The 19213-nt window shown below is 24.2% G+C and carries 27 protein-coding genes, 9 tRNA genes and 1 other RNA gene; 31 read left to right on the plus strand and 6 right to left on the minus strand.

Annotation, left to right across the window (positions count from 1 at the left end):
- The first annotated feature begins 140 nt into the window (after positions 1 to 140).
- A complete protein-coding gene (gene smpB, locus AACK94_RS01080) occupies positions 141 to 572 on the plus strand; it encodes an SsrA-binding protein (RefSeq protein ID WP_338961046.1) in 432 nt (143 codons plus the stop codon).
- Positions 573 to 617: 45 nt separating this feature from the next.
- On the opposite strand, the gene AACK94_RS01085 is transcribed toward smpB, so the two are convergent.
- Positions 618 to 1856 (minus strand): IS256 family transposase, encoded by a 1239-nt coding sequence (locus AACK94_RS01085; RefSeq protein ID WP_338976304.1) that lies wholly within the window; start codon positions 1854 to 1856, stop codon positions 618 to 620.
- Positions 1857 to 1981: 125 nt separating this feature from the next.
- On the opposite strand from AACK94_RS01085, the gene AACK94_RS01090 reads away from it, so the two are divergent.
- The 30 genes from AACK94_RS01090 (at position 1982) to AACK94_RS01235 (ending at position 14161) form a co-directional block, all read left to right on the plus strand.
- Positions 1982 to 2947, plus strand: a complete 966-nt coding sequence (locus AACK94_RS01090) for a hypothetical protein (protein ID WP_338975861.1) — start codon at positions 1982 to 1984, stop codon at positions 2945 to 2947.
- 6 nt (positions 2948 to 2953) lie between these two features.
- The gene (locus AACK94_RS01095; protein WP_338975862.1) at positions 2954 to 3268 is read left to right on the plus strand and encodes a hypothetical protein; all 315 of its coding nucleotides are present in this window, start codon (positions 2954 to 2956) and stop codon (positions 3266 to 3268) included.
- 192 nt (positions 3269 to 3460) lie between these two features.
- Complete coding sequence (locus AACK94_RS01100; RefSeq protein WP_338975863.1) at positions 3461 to 4702, plus strand: WD40 repeat domain-containing protein; 1242 nt, start codon at positions 3461 to 3463, stop codon at positions 4700 to 4702.
- A gap of 658 nt (positions 4703 to 5360) precedes the next feature.
- Positions 5361 to 5636 (plus strand): BspA family leucine-rich repeat surface protein, encoded by a 276-nt coding sequence (locus tag AACK94_RS01105; protein ID WP_338975864.1) that lies wholly within the window; start codon positions 5361 to 5363, stop codon positions 5634 to 5636.
- Between the two features lie 96 nt (positions 5637 to 5732).
- Positions 5733 to 6149, plus strand: a transfer-messenger RNA (tmRNA) gene (gene ssrA / locus AACK94_RS01110).
- A 196-nt stretch (positions 6150 to 6345) separates the two neighbouring features.
- Positions 6346 to 6421: transfer RNA gene (locus AACK94_RS01115), tRNA-Cys, on the plus strand.
- Between the two features lie 107 nt (positions 6422 to 6528).
- A tRNA-Arg gene (locus AACK94_RS01120) sits at positions 6529 to 6605 on the plus strand.
- Between the two features lies 1 nt (position 6606).
- Positions 6607 to 6683, plus strand: a tRNA-Pro gene (locus AACK94_RS01125).
- Positions 6684 to 6696: 13 nt separating this feature from the next.
- Positions 6697 to 6772: transfer RNA gene (locus AACK94_RS01130), tRNA-Ala, on the plus strand.
- Positions 6773 to 6806: 34 nt separating this feature from the next.
- Positions 6807 to 6883: transfer RNA gene (locus AACK94_RS01135), tRNA-Met, on the plus strand.
- Positions 6884 to 6890: 7 nt separating this feature from the next.
- Positions 6891 to 6967: transfer RNA gene (locus tag AACK94_RS01140), tRNA-Ile, on the plus strand.
- Between the two features lie 13 nt (positions 6968 to 6980).
- Positions 6981 to 7070: transfer RNA gene (locus AACK94_RS01145), tRNA-Ser, on the plus strand.
- A gap of 21 nt (positions 7071 to 7091) precedes the next feature.
- Positions 7092 to 7166 (plus strand) — tRNA-Met (locus AACK94_RS01150).
- A 1-nt stretch (position 7167) separates the two neighbouring features.
- Positions 7168 to 7243, plus strand: a tRNA-Asp gene (locus AACK94_RS01155).
- Between the two features lie 231 nt (positions 7244 to 7474).
- Positions 7475 to 7852 carry a hypothetical protein gene (locus tag AACK94_RS01160; protein ID WP_338975865.1) on the plus strand — a complete coding sequence of 126 codons (378 nt, stop codon included), beginning with the start codon at positions 7475 to 7477 and terminating at the stop codon, positions 7850 to 7852.
- Between the two features lie 622 nt (positions 7853 to 8474).
- A complete protein-coding gene (locus AACK94_RS01165) occupies positions 8475 to 8993 on the plus strand; it encodes a hypothetical protein (protein ID WP_338973560.1) in 519 nt (172 codons plus the stop codon).
- A gap of 134 nt (positions 8994 to 9127) precedes the next feature.
- Positions 9128 to 9331, plus strand: a complete 204-nt coding sequence (locus AACK94_RS01170) for a hypothetical protein (RefSeq protein WP_281748672.1) — start codon at positions 9128 to 9130, stop codon at positions 9329 to 9331.
- Positions 9332 to 9339: 8 nt separating this feature from the next.
- The gene (locus AACK94_RS01175) at positions 9340 to 9804 is read left to right on the plus strand and encodes a hypothetical protein (protein WP_281748671.1); all 465 of its coding nucleotides are present in this window, start codon (positions 9340 to 9342) and stop codon (positions 9802 to 9804) included.
- Between the two features lie 2 nt (positions 9805 to 9806).
- Positions 9807 to 10100, plus strand: a complete 294-nt coding sequence (locus AACK94_RS01180; RefSeq protein ID WP_281748670.1) for a hypothetical protein — start codon at positions 9807 to 9809, stop codon at positions 10098 to 10100.
- Positions 10101 to 10103: 3 nt separating this feature from the next.
- The gene (locus AACK94_RS01185; RefSeq protein ID WP_338975867.1) at positions 10104 to 10262 is read left to right on the plus strand and encodes a hypothetical protein; all 159 of its coding nucleotides are present in this window, start codon (positions 10104 to 10106) and stop codon (positions 10260 to 10262) included.
- A gap of 2 nt (positions 10263 to 10264) precedes the next feature.
- Positions 10265 to 10507 (plus strand): hypothetical protein, encoded by a 243-nt coding sequence (locus AACK94_RS01190; RefSeq protein ID WP_338975868.1) that lies wholly within the window; start codon positions 10265 to 10267, stop codon positions 10505 to 10507.
- A gap of 101 nt (positions 10508 to 10608) precedes the next feature.
- The gene (locus AACK94_RS01195) at positions 10609 to 10749 is read left to right on the plus strand and encodes a hypothetical protein (RefSeq protein WP_281749441.1); all 141 of its coding nucleotides are present in this window, start codon (positions 10609 to 10611) and stop codon (positions 10747 to 10749) included.
- Positions 10749 to 10943, plus strand: coding sequence for a hypothetical protein (locus tag AACK94_RS01200; protein WP_338975870.1), 195 nt, complete (start codon positions 10749 to 10751; stop codon positions 10941 to 10943). The genes AACK94_RS01195 and AACK94_RS01200 overlap by 1 nt, the downstream gene beginning before the upstream one ends.
- A gap of 1 nt (position 10944) precedes the next feature.
- Entirely contained in the window at positions 10945 to 11265 is a 321-nt protein-coding gene (locus AACK94_RS01205) for a hypothetical protein (RefSeq protein ID WP_338975871.1), read from the plus strand.
- A 16-nt stretch (positions 11266 to 11281) separates the two neighbouring features.
- Positions 11282 to 11440 (plus strand): hypothetical protein, encoded by a 159-nt coding sequence (locus AACK94_RS01210; protein WP_338975872.1) that lies wholly within the window; start codon positions 11282 to 11284, stop codon positions 11438 to 11440.
- A gap of 40 nt (positions 11441 to 11480) precedes the next feature.
- The gene (locus AACK94_RS01215; protein ID WP_174481134.1) at positions 11481 to 11669 is read left to right on the plus strand and encodes a hypothetical protein; all 189 of its coding nucleotides are present in this window, start codon (positions 11481 to 11483) and stop codon (positions 11667 to 11669) included.
- Position 11670: 1 nt separating this feature from the next.
- Positions 11671 to 11856, plus strand: coding sequence for a hypothetical protein (locus AACK94_RS01220; RefSeq protein WP_338975873.1), 186 nt, complete (start codon positions 11671 to 11673; stop codon positions 11854 to 11856).
- Between the two features lie 17 nt (positions 11857 to 11873).
- Positions 11874 to 12248 (plus strand): hypothetical protein, encoded by a 375-nt coding sequence (locus AACK94_RS01225; protein ID WP_338975874.1) that lies wholly within the window; start codon positions 11874 to 11876, stop codon positions 12246 to 12248.
- Positions 12249 to 12266: 18 nt separating this feature from the next.
- Entirely contained in the window at positions 12267 to 13004 is a 738-nt protein-coding gene (locus tag AACK94_RS01230) for a hypothetical protein (RefSeq protein WP_338975875.1), read from the plus strand.
- Between the two features lie 39 nt (positions 13005 to 13043).
- Positions 13044 to 14161 (plus strand): IS3 family transposase gene (locus AACK94_RS01235; RefSeq protein WP_338975876.1). Its coding sequence is split into 2 segments (ribosomal slippage): positions 13044 to 13314 and positions 13314 to 14161, totalling 1119 coding nucleotides; the frame shifts between segments, so codons are not numbered across the junction.
- Here the strand turns inward: AACK94_RS01235 and AACK94_RS01240 are convergent.
- The 5 genes from AACK94_RS01240 to AACK94_RS01260 form a co-directional block, all read right to left on the minus strand.
- Positions 14148 to 14543 carry a DNA (cytosine-5-)-methyltransferase gene (locus AACK94_RS01240; RefSeq protein ID WP_338975877.1) on the minus strand — a complete coding sequence of 132 codons (396 nt, stop codon included), beginning with the start codon at positions 14541 to 14543 and terminating at the stop codon, positions 14148 to 14150. The two genes, AACK94_RS01235 and AACK94_RS01240, sit on opposite strands and share 14 nt — an antisense overlap.
- A 122-nt stretch (positions 14544 to 14665) precedes the next feature.
- Positions 14666 to 16153, minus strand: a complete 1488-nt coding sequence (locus AACK94_RS01245; RefSeq protein WP_338975878.1) for a VWA domain-containing protein — start codon at positions 16151 to 16153, stop codon at positions 14666 to 14668.
- Positions 16154 to 16167: 14 nt separating this feature from the next.
- Positions 16168 to 17745, minus strand: coding sequence for an AAA family ATPase (locus AACK94_RS01250; RefSeq protein WP_338975879.1), 1578 nt, complete (start codon positions 17743 to 17745; stop codon positions 16168 to 16170).
- Between the two features lie 22 nt (positions 17746 to 17767).
- Positions 17768 to 18388, minus strand: a complete 621-nt coding sequence (locus tag AACK94_RS01255; RefSeq protein ID WP_281749118.1) for a hypothetical protein — start codon at positions 18386 to 18388, stop codon at positions 17768 to 17770.
- A 330-nt stretch (positions 18389 to 18718) separates the two neighbouring features.
- On the minus strand, positions 18719 to 19180 hold the full coding sequence (locus AACK94_RS01260; protein ID WP_281749117.1) for a hypothetical protein: 462 nt from the start codon (positions 19178 to 19180) through the stop codon (positions 18719 to 18721).
- Positions 19181 to 19213 lie beyond the last annotated feature (33 nt).

Here is a 19213-nt window from a genome sequence, read left to right on the forward strand (position 1 = left end):
AAAAACTATTGATTAATCTAACCTTCATTAGATTATAGCATGTTCTTAATAAAAAACAAATTTAAGTAAGTATTTCGGTATTTATGAAATTATTATTATATAATCTAATTATAAAGTTTATGAAAATAATGGTGGAAACAATGAAAATAATTGCAAAAAATAAAAAAGCGTACTTTAATTATGAATTATTAGAAAAATTAGAAGTGGGAATTGTTTTGACTGGTTCTGAAATTAAATCAATTCGTTTAGGTAATGTATCTTTACAGGATAGTTATGTAACTTTTAGTAATAATGAAGCTTATATTATTAATATGAACATTAATACTTATAAATTTACTACTAGTTATATACTTGATCCATTAAGAAAAAGAAAATTACTTTTAAATGCTCGTGAAATTAAAAAAATTCAACAAGAACAAAAGCAAAAAAACTTAACTGTTGTTCCAACAATGATATATTTAAATAGTAAAAGTAGAGCAAAGTTAGAAATAGCATTGGCTCGTGGTAAAAAAAATTATGATAAAAGAGAGACGATTAAAAATCGTGATGCAGTAAGACAAATCAAAAAATAATAAGAGGCTTTTTAATAATCTGTATATCTTTGTTTTACAAAGTTACTAATTTAGATTAATTCTGTCTTCAAATTTTATCATAAAATGAGCAATTGCTGTATTTCAATTTTGAATAGGCAATGTTCATTTTTTTGTTATATTTTCAATTGCCAAGTAAAATATTTTGAAAACTGCCATATCATTAGGAAAAACTTTTTTATTTCTGATGATTTTTCGTAATTGACTATTAACAGATTCAATAGCATTTGTAGTATAAATCACTCTTTTGATTTCTACTGGATAACTAATAAAAACCATTAAATTATCTCAATTTTTATATCAAGATTTAGTAATTTGAGGATATTGTTTATTTCATTTACTTTCAAACGATTCTAAAGCTTGCATTGCTTGTTCTTCACTACATGCACTATAAATTGGTTTTAAATCTGCAACTAGACATTTTCGATGTTTGTATGAAACATATTTTAAACTATTTCTAATTTGATGAACAATGCATAATTGATGTTCTGTTTTAGGATAAACTGATTGTATTGCTTCTGACATGCCTGTTAAATTATCACTACAAGCAATAAGAATATCATTTAAGCCACGATTTTTCATTTCTGTGAAATTAGATAATCAAAACTTAGAACCTTCATTTTCACTAATTCATAATCCTAAAACATCTTTTTTGCCTTCTAAATCAACTCCTAATGCTATATAAACTGATTTGTTAATAATCCGTTTATCTTGTCGTACTTTAACTACTATACAATCAAAATAAACAATAGGATAAATACTTTCTAATGGTCGATTTTGTCATGCTTTAACATCATCAATAACATCATCAGTAATTTGACTAATAACACTTTCACTAATATCAGCACCATGATATAACTCTTGCAACTGCATTCTAATGTCAGATAATGTCATTCCTTTTTCATACAAGGAAAGAACTTGTTGATCAAAACCATCAAATCTTCTTTGCCTTTTAGGAACTATTACAGGAGTAAAATTACTATTGCGATCTCTTGGTACATCAATTTCAATTTTACCTTGTTGAGTTATTAATTTTTTTGAACTTGTACCATTACGAGCATTTTCAGTAGTACTATGTTGATTTTTTTCATATCCTAAATAATTTTGCATTTCAGAATTCAACATTTTTTCAACTAATATTTTTGTTAATTCTTTATATAAACCGCCAGGTTTAAAAACTGTTGTTAAATCTTCAGTATTTTCTAGTAATAAATCTACTGCTTTTGATATTGGATCATTATTATTAAAGTTATCTTTTTTAGCCATCTGTAACTCACTCTTTCTAGTCATTTAATTATATTTACTAGAATTAATTAAACATAGTTATTTTTGTAAGTTACACAGATTACTAAACATTTCCAATAATAATTTAATTAAGAAAGGAAAAAACTATGATAATATGATTACCTTTCTTAATAATCTTTTGTTTATTTACAAGTTTTTATTTATTTTTTCTTTTTAAGCAAAAGATAAATAAGTGACAATGATTATTTATTAGTTATTATTTTTTTCTTTATCTTGGTATTAATAGTTTAAAAGCTATTAATAATTTTTTAGTTTTATCATTAACTAATTTAGTAACTGAAGCAATTAGTATTACAGTGATTATTTCGCTTACTGTAATTATTTTTGCTATACCAGCTACTTTTTTTACTGCAAAATTTAAAAAAAGAAAGTTGTATATTTGATGAATGCATAGTTGACTTTTGGTTACTTGCTGTTTAGTTTTAATTGTACCAAATTTATGATCTTTGATTTTGTTAAATATTGCGTTAGGAATGAGTACTGCATCATTGGGAGTTCATGAATTAATGTTCAATGAACAATATTTTGTAAAATCACATGCTTTTTTAACTTTTACTATACTTATTGTTCTGGGATTATTGGCAAGTTTAATTATTATACCAATTAATATGCTCACATTTAATATTTCAACTATTACAATTTCAAAAATCAGTTATTTCATTATTGCTGCTTTGTGTTTTTTCATTTTGACTTTTTTCATGTCTTTTCTTTTACGAGAAGATCCAAAAAATATGGGTATGCACGATGAAATAGTTTTAAAAAAAATTAAAACTTTTTCTCAATGAAAAATAATAATTTTAATTATGTTTGGATTAACTATTTATTTAATTTATTATTTAATGAATTCTCAATTTTTTAATTATAGAATAAGTAATATTGATCAAAGATGGCATGTTTATAAAACTTTATTTACTACTTTGCCACAAGTAATTGGTGTTTTTTTATTGGGATGATGATTATATTATTTTTTCAGTGCTAATATTGCTTTATATTTTGGTTTTGGGATTTATATAGTAAGTATTATGGTTAGTTTAGTAACTAATAATATTTAAGCAGTTTTGATTTCACAAATTTTATCCAATATTGCTTTTGGTATTTGTAGTTTTGTTGTATATAGTTTGGTTTTAGATTGAAATTATCGACAATTAATGCCTATCACAGGAATTTATGCATCATGTATAGCTATTTTAACTTGTAGTGTTGATTTACTCGATAGTTTTATTAATTATAATTTAATTACTTTAAATAACGAAATAATGTTTTATATTGGTAATAGTATTGCGTTATTAACTGTTATTAGTTTAATATTTATTACGTTATTTTCTTCAAATTATTGAGTGACAGAAAAGCATCATGTTTTAATTACAAAATAAGTTTATTTTTAGATATTATATTTAAAGTGTTAATTATTAAAATACTTGTAGTTTCTTTTTAAAGTTTTAAAATATTAATTATACATATTGTATATGTATAAATTAAAATTTAATTTATAATTATTTTTTATTTTTATAATTAATTTAATGTTTCTATAAATTAATTATAAAAATAAAAAGGAGGTTTTTAATATGAAAACATTATTAGCAGCAGTAGGTGCTTTAACATTATCAACAACCATAGGAAATTTAACTGAGGATGTTTTAAAAACAACTTCACAAAAAACTAAATTTGAAAATAATAATATTAAAAATAAAACAATTTTAGAAAAACAATATAGTGCAATTGACTTATCTGATATCATTACTGAATATAATTTGGGAAAAGTTAATAGTGGAAAAGATCTAATGCCATCTAAAATGAGTTTATTAATAGGAATTAAAGAAGTAAATAAAAAAGCTGCATTACTAACTATTGAAAATTTTGATATTAAAAAATATAGTGTAAGTTCTGTTACGATCATTGGTAAGAATAACTATGTAGGTGAAGTAACTTTACAATATAATATTATTAATTTTGTTCCTCAAAAATTAGCAGATGAAAATATTTATGATTTGGGTGTTGATTCACAAGGTAATATTTTTAGGACACAAGAAGATAAAGTTTATAAGCTTACACCAACGGGATTGGAGTTAATGTTAGAAATAGAAAGAGGTTCAACTCTTAGAAATTTAGTGGTTGATGCCGAAGATAATGTTTATGTTGGTAGTGATAATGGTACAGTTTATAAAAGTGATGGTATCCATAATTTTTCAAAAATTATATTATCAGAAAATTCACCACGTTGAATTTCATGCTTAACAATTAATAAAACAACTGGTATTGTTTATGCTGGTAATGACATTGGTGTATATAGTATTGGTCAAACTGGTAATGTTAGTTTGATTTCTGGGACAAATGGAGATTATATTAGAAGTTTAGCAATTGGTCCAGATGGTTCAATTTATGCTGGTGTTAATTATGGTGGTAAGATTTATAAAACCGATGGAATTAGTGGTCAATTTAGTATTTTTGAGCAAAGATCAGATGCTAATCAGATAAGTAGTTTAGTAGTTGATAATGATAATATTGTTTATGCTGGTTCTTGAATTGGCAATGTATATAAAATTAAAAATAGAACTTATAATGCAATTTTAGAAACGAATCCAAATCATGAGATTAAACGTTTACTCTTAGATAAAAATAATGATTTATATGCTAGTATTGATTCAAATAAAGTATATAAAAAATTAGCACAGCAAGATTCATTTTCTGAATTATCTGGAATAAAAAATACTAATGATCATATTTTTGCGTTAACTGTTGGTCCAGATGGTTCAATTTATGCTGGTGGTTCTCAAGGAATTTTATATAAAGCCTGAAATTTTAATTAAAATATTAATATATAAAAATATTTCTTGGTTTTATAGAAAACTATTTATATATGATTTAATATTGAATTTATTATAATAAATAATAAAATAAACTATTTCATGATTATTTTTTAGACCATAAATAAAATGTAATTATGAAGTGGGATTTTTATTTTTTTTAATATTTTCAAAATGTTTTAACAAATCACTATTGAAATAAAATTTAAGCATATTAAATAATTTATTACATAAAATTATATAAAATATGGTCATGCCATTATAAAAAAATTAAGAATTTAAGAGAGGTTTTTTATGTCTGAAAAAGTAAAAAAAAGAAAATTATTACTGCCATTGTTGGTGGTACTACTTTAGTTGGTGGAGCCACTGCTGGTATTTTGTATACTTCTGATATAGAAGCAAAAAACGAGGAAGAAAATGAAAAATAAAAAAAATAAAATCACAATTTAATCCAAAGATTTTATTACCTAAACCACCAAATTCAAATAGACAATCAAATCGTTATAAATATACAATAGTACAACAACAAGATACAATTTACGTTGATAGTAATGGAGAAGAGCAAACAACTAGTAAAATAGACTTATCAGATATAAAAACTACTGAAATCATTCAAATTGGATTTTATAAAAATGAGAAAGAAGAAATTCAAGTTGTCAGAATGCCAAAAACAATTCAAAAAGTACCAGATCAGTTACCATCAGAAATAACAAGTACAAAACAGATGTTTCAAAGTGCTTCATCATTTAATCAAGATATTTCGGGTTGAGATGTTTCAAATGTAATAACTATGCATCATTCTATGTTTGCTGGTGCAATAACGTTTGATCAAAATTTATCACAATGAAATGTTTCAAAAGTAATAATTCATGATAATTTTGCTATTAATTCTCGAATTAGTAATAGCATTGATAAATTGCCAAATTTTAATTTTTAGATTTTATAATTTATGATGAAAATTTGAAAGAATTATTAGTAATTTTTAAGAAAACCAAAAATTGCTTTATATTAGAAAGTAATGTATAATATTAACGGGGATGTTCTGGTTTCGACAGGAGTGAACAACTAATTGTGGCAGTGGTTTGGTATACCATAATACTACGAGGTTTCATAACCGGAAAACAAACTAAAACCGTAGTACCTAACTGATTCACAACAAAGTTAAACAACTTTGGATTTGGTTTAGGAAATCAAGCAGTTTTACCTGCTTAATTACTTAAGAAGTAAATACTACCGTTGCTAATAGCAAGTTTATCAATATTAGTAACGTATCATAAGGATAAACTAGAAAAAATGATGTTAATAAATTTTTTCGAATTTCCATTAACTAGCTATTCATAATTTCGTATAATTTATTATTAAATAGTGATTTTTCTAAATTATACTAAACTGTAGATACAGTTAGTCAGTTAACTTTTGGACGCGGGTTCGATCCCCGCCATCTCCACCATAAATTAAATGCACAATTGTGCTTTTTTTATTATTTAATTTAATAATTAATTATAAATAACTTTATAAGATTTTAATTAGTGAAATAAATAATAAAAAAATATTTAATATTTTATGAATAATATTGTAAAACAAGTTGCAAATAGTAACTAGTCTTGGTAATATTGAAAAGTCTTTAAATTTTTTTAATTATATTTGGAGCCGTGGCCAAGTGGTTTAAGGCATAAGTCTGCAAAACTTTGATCGTCGGTTCGAATCCGATCGGCTCCTCCAAAATATTAATAATATTTGCAAATATACTTGTAAATATTACTTTTAATAAGTTATAATTGATTAGGTTTAATGATTTAATGAGTTACTATAAATTTTAGTAATTAAATGCGCCTGTAGATCAATTGGATAGATCGTTTGACTACGGATCAAAAGGTTGTGGGTTCAAGTCCTGCCAGGCGCACCATCGGGATGTGGCTCAGCTTGGTAGAGCGCTCGGTTTGGGACCGAGAGGTCGCAGGTTCGAATCCTGTCTTCCCGACCATTATTAAAAACAAGGGCCCTTAGCTCATTTGGTAGAGCGCCTGCCTTGCACGCAGGAGGTGGTCGGTTCGATCCCGATAGGGTCCACCATTTATATATCTGTTTAAACATTTAAACTAAAACTGGCGAGGTAGCTCAGTTGATTAGAGCGTTCGGTTCATACCCGAGAGGCCATGGGTTTGAGTCCCATCCCCGCTACCATAGTCTAGGACCCTTAGCTTAGTTGGTTAAAGCTCCCGGCTCATAACCGGGCGAGCATTGGTTCGAATCCGATAGGGTCCACCATACTTAAATACTCGGAGGCTTACCCAAGTCCGGTTGAAGGGAACAGTCTTGAAAACTGTCAGTGCGCAAGTGCTCGAGGGTTCGAATCCCTCAGCCTCCTCCATTATTATTAAATTTTATACATCGCGGAGTGGGGAAGTGGTATCCCGTCGGGCTCATAATCCGAAGATCATTGGTTCAAATCCAGTCTCCGCAACCACGGTCTTGTGGTAAAGTGGTTAATACGCCTCCTTGTCACGGAGGAGATCGCGGGTTCGATCCCCGTCAAGACCGCCATTTAGAAAATAAAACATAAGCAGTATTAATTTAGAGAGTAAGTAAAAGGTCTTACTCTTTTTTTATTGTTGTAATTAATAATTATTTTATTCATTATGGAAGAAAGTTTTTGATTGATTAAGTAAATTAAAAATATTAAAATACACGTATAATTTAAATAATCAATATAATTTTATTTAAATTTAACTATTACTTTATAATAGTTTTTAATTTTTAAAAGGGAGCAAAAATATGCCAAACAATTTATTAAACTTTAATAACTCATCTTCGAGTATCATAAGTAGCAATAATGTTGAGACATTGATACCAGTGAATAATGCATTAACATTAGAAAATGGTATCAATGAACCAATTTTAAAAAATATATTATCATTAAATTTTTTATACAATATTGAAATGGGTTCTAAAGAACAACTGCAGTTACTAACGGCAGAACAAATACAAGAATTTACCCAAAAACATATTAAAATGTTTAATAAAAAACAAATTCAAGCATTTACAGCCAAACAAATACCACATTTCACAAAAGCACAAATTCAAGCATTTACTTTACAACAAGTTTCATGATTTACTAAAAAACAACGGGCGGTTGTCAAAGTTACGAAATAATTAATTATCATATTAGTAACTTATTTCCGAAATTACCATTTAAAAATGATGATAGACAAATTAAATTCTCTTTTACCCTTAAATTTATATTCGACGTATTTTAAAAAATATAGATTTTATAAGATAAAATAAAAATTATTAACAAGGAAAAAGACAAGAAATAATCTTGTCTTTTTTTGTAATTGTAAAATTTTAAAATTTTTAATAACCGTCTTTAACGCTATTATCAACACGTGTTAGGGAACTAAAAAAGTGAACTACAACACAGTTGTTAAAAATAGTAGCTAGAACATGTGGACTTGCATGAATAAATAAAAAGTGGAGTGATACCTAATAAATTATACTAACCATTTAATGGTAATTCTTGGGGTGGGAGCGAATTGGAAACTAGTATATATAGACCTACTAGGGAACCTACTATATTAATTCTATTCTTTATTTAACCAACCTTGCCACTCACCAGTGAGCAAGTGTTGGTTTTATTTTTTATTTTTTTTGAAAAATTTTTGAGCCCAGAATTTCTGGAATGAATAAAACGAATAGTAGTATTATTAATAATCTAAAAATCAAAATATATGTTCTTTATGCTAGAAGCAACAGAACATATTAGGAAAGGATTATTATGCAAATAGAATTTAAAAAAGAACAAATTGTTAAAGATAAACCACAATCTATTCTTATTGATTATGTTGAATATAAATTATCACTTCCAAAATGAATGATTAAAAATAATTCTTTTATTGTTGATAACAGTTACACATATTGAGTTTTTAATTTAGAAAATATTAAAAGAGAATTAAGTGGTAATGAATTAATAAAATTATTAGAACCATATATTAAAGACCAAAAAATAACTGTTAATAAACCAACTGCTCCAAAAGAATATTATCTTAATGATATAAAACTTGAACCATTAAAATTTTATGAACAGCATAATAGTTGATTTATAGGTGAAATAACAGATAACAAAACTAAAATTACTAATCCTTGTTTTAAATATAACATTACGTGAGAAGAAAACAGAAAAGGTTTTAAAATAAATAATCCATATAAACATGATGATTTACCAATTAATTATCTAGTTACTTCTTATAAGGAAATTTCAACTCATAATGAAAAAATATTTTTGTTGAACATGTAAACAAAATAAATTAGATTATTTATTCTTTAATACTAATGATATAAAAACAAGAAAATATTTTTTAAGAGATAAAAATAGTAAAGCGATTTGTTATGATTGTATTTTAAATATTAGGTTAAGTAGGAGGTATAAATATGGATAAAGAATATTTAACTAAAAGAGGAACGATTTGCATACCAGACAGTGATGATATTGAATTTAAAATAGGACTAATTAAACTGATTGATGATTTAAAAAAAGATAATTTAGTTTGTGGTCATAAAGAATTTATTGAAGAATGTAAATATTGTTGATGTAATTGTGATTTAGAAATTATTAAAACAGTTATTAGAGGTTAACTTAATTAATGCAATATGATTTAATTATTGGAATTGACCCCGCTGGAATTGGTAATAATGGAATTGTTATATATTCAAATGAAACTAATAATATTGTTTTTAATGAAACATTCAATACATTAACTGTTTTATGAACTAAAAATATGTATAAAGAAAAATTTCAATTAATTAAAGAAAAATTTATTGATAAAAAAATATTAGTTATTGTAGAAAATTTCTTTTTAAATTCAAAACAATTACTAACTAATCCATTATCAACGCCTAAAATCATTGGTGCATTAATGGTATTAGTTCAAGATGTTTTCAACTGAGATTATCTAGAAAACCAACCAAAAAATAAAAATAAAATAACAAATTATAAAGGAAATATAAAATTAACAAAACATGAACAAGATGCTTATAAGCATATTCAATATTATTTAAAAAATCATAAAAAAATATTAATTTTTGATAATTATTTAAGGAAATTATAAACATGAAAGATAAAGCAAATTATGTCAAATTAACAGTAAAACTAAGTAATACTATTGAAGCAAAATATTACGAAAAAGGTAATAAAGAATTATATTATAGTGTTAGAGGTCAATGAAATGGATTAAACTATGTTACTTTAATTTTTAACAACCCAAAATTTTATAGACGCTGTATTTTATTAAACAAAAACGATGAAATTATAGTAACTGGTCAAATTTTTAATACTTTAAATATTGCTAAAAATCGTGCATTTTGTTCAATTAATGTTAAATGATTTAAAAAATGAAAAGAGTAAAAAATGATATTATGAAAAATTTTATTAATAGTACCAATATTAATAACAAGCATAACACTAATAATATTTTTAATATTTATTATTAAAGAATTAAAAAATGAATATAAAGTATTAAAAATATTAAGTGAAATTTCTAATCAAATTAAAACTAAGGAGAAATAATAATGAATAAAGAAGAGTTAGAACAATGAGTATTTAATGAAATAGGTAAAATTGAAAGTATTAAAGAAGATAAATTATTACATGAAAATTGTATTAATAAAGAAAAATTAGTATCTTTTTTATCTGAATTTTATAATAATTTTAATCAAGTTGAAGACAAATGATTTCAATCAAAAGCAGATACTTATGCAAATATATTAGAATATTTAGAAAGTAATGAATTTTATAATGATAATAAAAATTAAAAAGAATAATAAATGTGGTTATGGTAGAGTTTTTGCTCATAAATGTAATAACTTATGTAAACAAAAACAAAATAAAAGAGTTAGGAAAGAAAGGTTAAATTATGAATAAAGAAAAATTAATTAAATATTTAAAAACTTTATTTATGGAAACTGATAATTGAGAAAAACAAACAATTATTGCAACGAATTTAATAATACGTGAAGAACTGATTAAAAAAATAGAAAATGGAGAATTTGAATAATGATAATATTACCTACTTTGTTTGAAAATAAAGATGAAATTGAAATATTATCACCATTTCCAAAACAAGAACATCAGTCATTAATGGATTGAGATACATATATTAGTTTAAATGCTTATGGTATTTCAAATCTTATTAGTGGATTAACTGAGTTAATACCTAATAAGATTTGAAGCAATAAGAAAGATTTGTAATATGGCTACTGGTGGATGTTTAATATCAAGTGGTGTAGCAATGGGTATAAATAATGATTTTAATAATGCTTATGCAATTCCTACTATTGTTGCTGGTGGAAGTGAAATAATCCATAATTTATTACCTATGGAAACTACACATCATAATGAAGAAATGCAAGAAACATCATTTAATGATGAAACTGCAAGATTAGTAAATGATAATAGATTCACAATTAATAGTGAAACAACTAGTCAATACGGTAGTGATAATATGAGCGAAGTAGTATTAAATCACGATAATGCTTCATTAAATTGAGATTATAATCACATGAGTTTATAAAGGAGGTGAATAATTTATGAATAAAGAAAAATTACTTGAATATTATAATCAGGAAATAAAAATATATAAAGAAAAAATAGAAGAATTCAATAAAGAAATATCTGTATTAGTAGAAATTATAAGTAATTCACAATCAATGATTGAAAGAATTAATGGTGGTCAATTTGATGAATAATTAAAAATTAAAAATAAATAGTTGAAAGGAAAATATTCAAATGAAAGAATTTTTACATGAATTAATAATTATTGGAACAAGTGTTGGAACATTAATTTGCAGAGAAATTATTGTTTTATTAAAAAGATTTATCACAACTCCAAAACATGTTAGAGCAAATAACAAAATTATAAAACATCAAAAAAAATTAGCAAAATTAAACGAAAAAATTAATAAAGGAGAAAAATAATATGACAAAAATTGAATTTAATGAAAAATATAGAAAACAAGATATCAGAATTGATAGGGATTTTGAATTACATATTGATAATTGTTTTAAATTTACTGATATTAACGCATTAGAAAATGCAGTTAATGATTATAAAAAATTAATAAGTGAAATGCCACAATTAGTTAAAGATTGATTATTGGGATAAGATTAGGAGAATGTTAAATGTTAGAAAATGAAGATAATGTTCAACAAACAACTGAACCTTTAACTGAAAATAATGCTCAACAAGAAATAGAAAATAAAGTTAATGAAGCAGAAAATAAGTTAAATAAACTTAATCAAGAAATTAAAGAAAAAGAAATAATTAATATATTTAAAAAATATCAAGTTAAAACTGAATTTTATGATTATTTAAAATTTAAAACTCATAATTTAGAAAATTCAAAAATTGAAGAAACTATTAAAAAAATGATTAAAGAACAACCAGTATTTAAAGAAACAATTAATACAGGTGGCAATAAACAAATAATTATTAATAATAAAACAAATGATAAAGAAAATTTTTTAATTAATTATAAAAAGAAAAATTATTTATAAACGAAAGGAAGAAATAAAATGTCAGTACCATTTAATCAAAATTTAGACAATACAGAGAGATTAGTAGAAGCGCCAGAATTTATAGAGTTTTTTAAAATTTCAAATAGTCCATGGGCAAACTTTTTCCCTACTGAAATTGTTGACTCAGTAAATATTGAGTTTATTGTTAAAAAACCAAAAAAACCAGAAGTAAAAATTATTGCTTGAGATGATAAAAGTAAAAGATATGAATTACCATATGTTGATACAGATAAAATTAGTAAAAAAATAACTAAAAAATATCTTGCAGGAGAAATTATTGCAGATGTAGATTTAAAAGCAAATAATGGACAAAATTTATTAGATAGTATGCAATATGAAGTTGCAAATGATTTAGCAGATAAATTGGCAATTGATGATACACAAGCAATTGCAAAATTTGCTACTAAAATCGATATTGAAGATACAACACCAGTAGGCTATTTAAAATCAATGTTATCTGCTTGAAATACTTTGTTTCAATTTAGAAACATTGCAAATAGTAAATTTTTTATTACTAATGGTCTTTATGATAGTTTAGTTTATTTAGCAGATAATAAAGGTTTAATTACCGATAATCAGTTAGCACAACAATTACGTTTAAATGGAAATAGTTTATATGTAAAAGGTGTATTATGTGAAATCGTTCTTGATGATTATATGATTTTTACTAATGATAAAAATGAACAACAATTAATGACTGGATGGGTTACACTTTATTGGACACTAATTACATAGACAAGTGAACAAATTAGTTAAAAGAAAGGAATTATAATTATGGTCACTATTAACTCATATTCAGATGAATTTAAAAAACAAATAGTAGCTTTATATCAAAGTGGCAAATCAGTATCTTGCCTTGTTAAAGAATACAATGTTACAAGAGCAGCTACTTACAATTGAATTAAGCAATTTACTAATTCAGGTAGTTTTAAAACTAAAGATAATCTTTCAGATTTAGAAAAACAATTAATTCAAGCAAATAAAGAATTAAAACAGTTACGAATGGAAATTGATATTTTAAAGCAAGCAGCACTAATAATAGGCAGAAAGTAGAGATTATTGCAAATAATAAATCTAAATATAAAATTCGCACAATGTGTCATTTTTTAAAACTCTCTAAATCAACATATTATTTTAATTTAAAGAAAAAAAATAAAATTCAAAATAATATTTATGAACAAGCTGTTATTAGTGCTTTTAAAGAAAATAAAGAAGTTTATGGTACTAGAAGATTAAAAGTCATACTAGCAAACCAAGAAATTTATTTATCACGCAGAAAAATTAAAGAAATTATGAATAAGCATAATTTAATATCAAAATACACTAAATTATCATTCAAAAATTATCATAATAAAGTCAATGATAGTCAAATAACCAATCTTGTTAATAGAAACTTTAATAATAGAATTAAAAATGAAGTTATTGTTAGTGATTTAACTTATGTTCAAGTTAATGGTAAATGAAACTATATTTGCCTATTAATCGACCTATTTAACCGCGAAATTATTGGACATAGTGTTGGAGTTAAAAAAGATGCATCATTAGTATATCAAGCATTTATGCAATCAAATCACTGTTTAAAAGATATTGAAATATTTCATACTGATCGCGGTAATGAATTCAATAATAAAACTATTGATAAACTTTTATTAGCTTTCAACATAACTCGATCTTTAAGCAAAAAAGGATGTCCTTATGACAATGCTGTTGCTGAAGCAACTTTTAAAACTTTCAAAATTGAATTTATTAATGATAAAAATTTTCCATCATTAATCCAATTAAAATTAGAATTATTTGATTACATCAATTGATATAACAACATAAGAATTCACAGTACTCTAAACTACCTAACTCCAGTTAGTTATCAAAAACAAATGTCTACCAAAAAATAGTCCTAAAAAGGGTTGCCATTCCACCTTTAACATTTTCAAAAATAAAAACTTTGGGTTTTATTTCATTTACAAGTCTAATAAATTCAAAAATTAATAAACCTCTAGTATCTTCCAACCCTTTTTGAAAACCAATCGAACTAAAACTTTGACATGGAGAACCACCTACAAATATATCAACTTTATTTTTAAACTTACTACCATCAATATTATATACATCATCATATCATTGATTATCATTTATTTTATAATTTGCAAAGTATGTTTCTTTAACATATTTATCATTATCACAAGCAAATAATATTTCATGTTCAATATCCATTTTTTTAAGCGCTTGTTCAAATGAACCAATACCACTAAAAGAGGTTGCTACTTTTAATTTCATATTCTTACCTCCATTAATTTATATTCAAAAAGAATTATAACAAAATAAACTTATATTTTAGTTTATTTTTATTTTTTATAATATTTATATTTTATATAAAAATTATTTTTAAACGAAATGCATTATTTTATTTTTTTAGTTTTAGCTAAATTTAATGCAATTTTTCGCGCAGCAAATGGATCACGAGGATCATAATGTCAATAATTAGTAAAATATTTTTTAAAATTATTAGGTAATGTTGAAGAAGCAATATTAATAGCATGAAAACGATTAGCTTTTGCTTTTAGTTGTAACATTAAATTAATATTATTTTTAGTAATATTAGCAGATAAAAAATCAGAAACTACCAATAAGTCTGCATTATGATATGTCTTAGATTGCATAATTGTTAAAGCATGACTAATAGCTGGATTAATATTAGTATGTCCTTTAAAACTATGACCTAAAAAATGAATTAGATTGGGAATTGATGAAACTAAATTAGATAAGTCATAAGTTTCAAATTTACCAGAAAAATTAATCATATAGCACGGTCTTTTTTCTTGTAAAGCAATTTTACTAATAGCCAGCGCAATTGATTTTGCAATAATTTCTGGACTATGACTCATTGATTTAGATGTATCAATGCATAAGATAAAAGGGCCTTCACTTTCGGGAATTGGTACTTCTACAACTTCTTCAACAAGATGTTCAGTGGCAACTAAATCCATTGATTCAAACTCTGTAATTGCTAACTTTTCTTCAACAAATTTTTTATAAAAAATGGCATTTAACTCTGGAATAGCAAGATTAACTAATTCTAATGGTAATAAATGTTCTAAATCTTTACCCTCGGTAATTCCTACTATTTCTTTAGGCCATTTTCCTAATGGCTTTAATTCATATTCAATTTGTACTTTTTGATGAATCTGCTTTTCTGTTAAACCTGAAATTCCTTTTCAACGACCAAGTAGTCTAGCAATTTCAATAATAGCTGGATTCTTATTTAAAATTTCACCATATTGTATAATAGTATTTAAATTAATTTTTTTAAAATCATTTAAATCTCCTTCTCAAAATCGTCCAAAAAAATTTCAAGCAAAACCAATAATATGCCTTACTTCATTAATAATTTTAATATTATTACTTCACATTGTTAAATACTTTTGACGCATTTGCATAGTTTCAAATAACTTATAATTTACAATTCTTTGAACAATTAAACTTTCTCAATGTCTTGTAAAATTATCAAAAGTTAATTTACTATTAAGTTTACGATCCTTAAATTTTTCTTGAAAATAATGAAAATAATTAATCATTAGTGAATCAAGAGTTTTTGCCCTAGTGTAAATTTCTTGTCAATTATTTTTTAATCTATCAATACCATTAATCATAACTCAGAAATATAATCGTAATTCTCTTTTAATGATGGGACTAATAACAATATTTTTACTTTTTTCTAAAACTTCATTTAAATAAAAATGACTAATTTGTTGATCAAATTCCGGAGCTAATCAAGCAAAATTTCTTTTAAATCAAGCAAAACTACTTAAATTTGTTTCTGATAAAGACATTTTTTTTAATTTGGTTTCTAAAATTTGTGAAACATGGGATTCAATTAATTCTTCCATACTAATCACCTATTTTAATTAACATCAGAATTATTATTAGTGTCATTAACATTTGGGATAGTTATTGGTGAATCTTCAGTTAGTGATTCTGATGAAAGAGTCTTTTCGGTTTCTGCCTCAGGTATTTGTGAAATTTTATCAAAAAATGCCATTTCTAATAGTGATTTAAATTGTTCATCAAAAAATATAGAATTGGTTTTACTTAAACGATGATATTCTTGTTCAAAATGTACTTTTAATTCATTAATTTGTTGCTTTAAATCTTTAATTTGACTATTAATATTTCCAAATTGTGATTTACTATCAGTATTAGTTAATTCAACTTGAATTATAGAATTATTTGTAATATTTATTAATTCACTAGAATTCTTTAATTGTAGTTCAAACTTCTGATTACCTTCCATTTTACTTAAACTTTTACCATAAAATAATTGAATATTATGACTTTTTTTATTACGTCGTAATAATAACTGAAAATCCTTTCTACTAATAAAACAAATTGGAAATTCATCACTATGTCATAATAAACGATAATATATACCTTTAATTTCTTCAGAAAATGGATTGGAGTAAATAGATGGTTGATTTTGACTATCTTTAATGTTTTCGGCATTATTACTTAATGTTTCCAACTCACTTTCCAGTTCAATCTGATTTTGTTTTAATGTGTAAGTTAAATCTTCACAATATGCTTCATTGAAAAGTTTTGTATATTCTTTTTCTTGAACTTCATTATCTCAAATACAGTAAGGAATAATCAATAAATCAGGCTTATCAGTAGTTGTTCTGCCATTATAATAAGCTGAAGCTTTTATTAATTTTGCAATTTTTTTTCATCTTCGATCAGAAATGTAAGCTTTACCATTAGTTGCTTCTGTTAAAATTTTACGAAAACGAGAAATAAAACTTAATGTTTCTTTGCTTAAAGTAACAGTAGTTTCCAATTCTTTTAATCACTTTTCATATTCAGATGTTTTAATTTGTAATTCAAGCGGAACTTTTACTTCTAAACTAGTAATACTTTCTAGCATATCATTAAAATTTTCTTCATTAGTTAAACCATAAACTATCATTCTAATAATAAAACGATCAAATAAAGCTTCTAAACCTTTACCGCTTTCTGGTAACTCATTGGAAGCTGAAATTAATAGTTTTAATGGTACTTTGATATCAACACCACCATTACGAAAGATTTTTTCATTAATAATAGTTAGTAAAGTATTTTGAATTGAAGGGCCTGCTTTTCAAATTTCATCCAAAAAAGCAATATCAACAGCAGGTAAATATTGATCAATAATTCTTACATAGTTACCTTTTAATAAATCTTTGATTGAGATTGGTCCAAAAATTTCTTCTGGAGTAGAAAAACGATTCATTAAATATTCAAAATTTCGCCCATCATGAAGCGCATATTTAATTCGTCGTGAAATTAATGATTTAGCAATTCCTGGTAATCCTAATAAAAATATTGATTCTCCTGATAATAACGCCAAAATAGCAAGTTTAAAAACAGTTTCTTTTTCATAAACATCAGCGCTAATTACTTTAATTAATTGTTCAATTCGCTTAGAAAGTAAACTATCTGTATTCATTATATTCTCCTTTACTTATTATTTATTCGACACTTAATTCTCTTCTTACATCATCACTTTTAACAATTAATAAACAAGCAGCAATTAATCATAAAACAGTTATTAATAAAACAATAATCATAAATATTGGAACTTCTGCAGAAACAGTTTCATTTACTAATCCATTAACCACTAACAAAATTGTACAAAATACTTCTAAAACTATAAAATAAGCAATTGCTAAAATAATATAAACAATTGATCATCCAAACATAGCACTAGCAGTGCGACCAATCGCTACTGGTAAATAAAATATAAAATTAAATCCCAGAGTTATAATTAAAAATATATAAATTATATAAGTTGGGTTCATGTTACTACCTTTATTACTCAAAATTTGATTAACCAAATTGTTAGCTAAAAAATAAGAAAAAATTAAATGAAAACATGAAACTGTAAGTAACAAAATACGAGCAATATTTTCCATTTTTGAACTTCAATACATTCTTTTAAATTTAATACTATCACTTAATAACGGATTATAAGTAGTAAAACGTTGTTCTTCAATATCTTTAAATGATTGATTATCATTATTTGATTTGATAATACTATTATCAACATTTGACAATGGAGTATTTTTTAAGTCATCTTTTTTTTCTTCCATATATCTAACACCCCTTATTTTTTATTTATATTATAACTTATTTTAGGTATTAAAACTTAATAATAGTATCTGATATAAATCAAAATTATAAGCGTTTAATTTTACAAAATTATTAAATAAACATATTATCAAATTTAAATTTATTTTTTTAAGATATAATATGACAAAATTAAAAAACAAAAAAATAATTATTTAACTTTGACCATCCAAAATTAAATAATTATTAAAAATATTTTTTAAATAAATAAGAAATTATAAATCAATATATAAAATAAAATATTTTGGTGATTCACTAAAGATAATACTTAATATATTTTAAAAACAAAATACCTAATGAACATAATAACTGTTAATTATTTCACATTTTTGGATTGCATCTCAAAAATTATTATTTTTTATTTTTACTTTTAAACCAATAATTAAAAAAGTTAATGCAATAGTAAAAAATCCAAAAATTGGAGTTAAAATTATACAAAAAATAACTCCAATTTGTAACTGAACTCAATCATAATAACCATCATAATTATGAATTACTGATGAACATATATTTTCTGCAGAATGATTTAAAATATAATTTACACTCATATAATTTAATAAACTAAATCCATTTGTTATTTCTAGTGTTATTTCTATAATAAGTCTTTTTTCTTTATATAATTTAAGATTTTCAAAAAAACTTTTATCAAAACTTGAAAAACCAATTAACATTAAACCAATTACCATAATTAAAATAGTTAAAATAAATAAAAATAAGGTTGCTAATTTTAATTTTTTATATTTTTGCAATATCATTTATAATTTTCCTTTCAAAATAAAAACCCATTT

Origin of the sequence: Spiroplasma endosymbiont of Monopis laevigella (genome assembly GCF_964019975.1) — a bacterium.
Classification (GTDB): domain Bacteria; phylum Bacillota_I; class Bacilli_A; order Mycoplasmatales; family VBWQ01; genus Spiroplasma_E; species Spiroplasma_E ixodetis_A.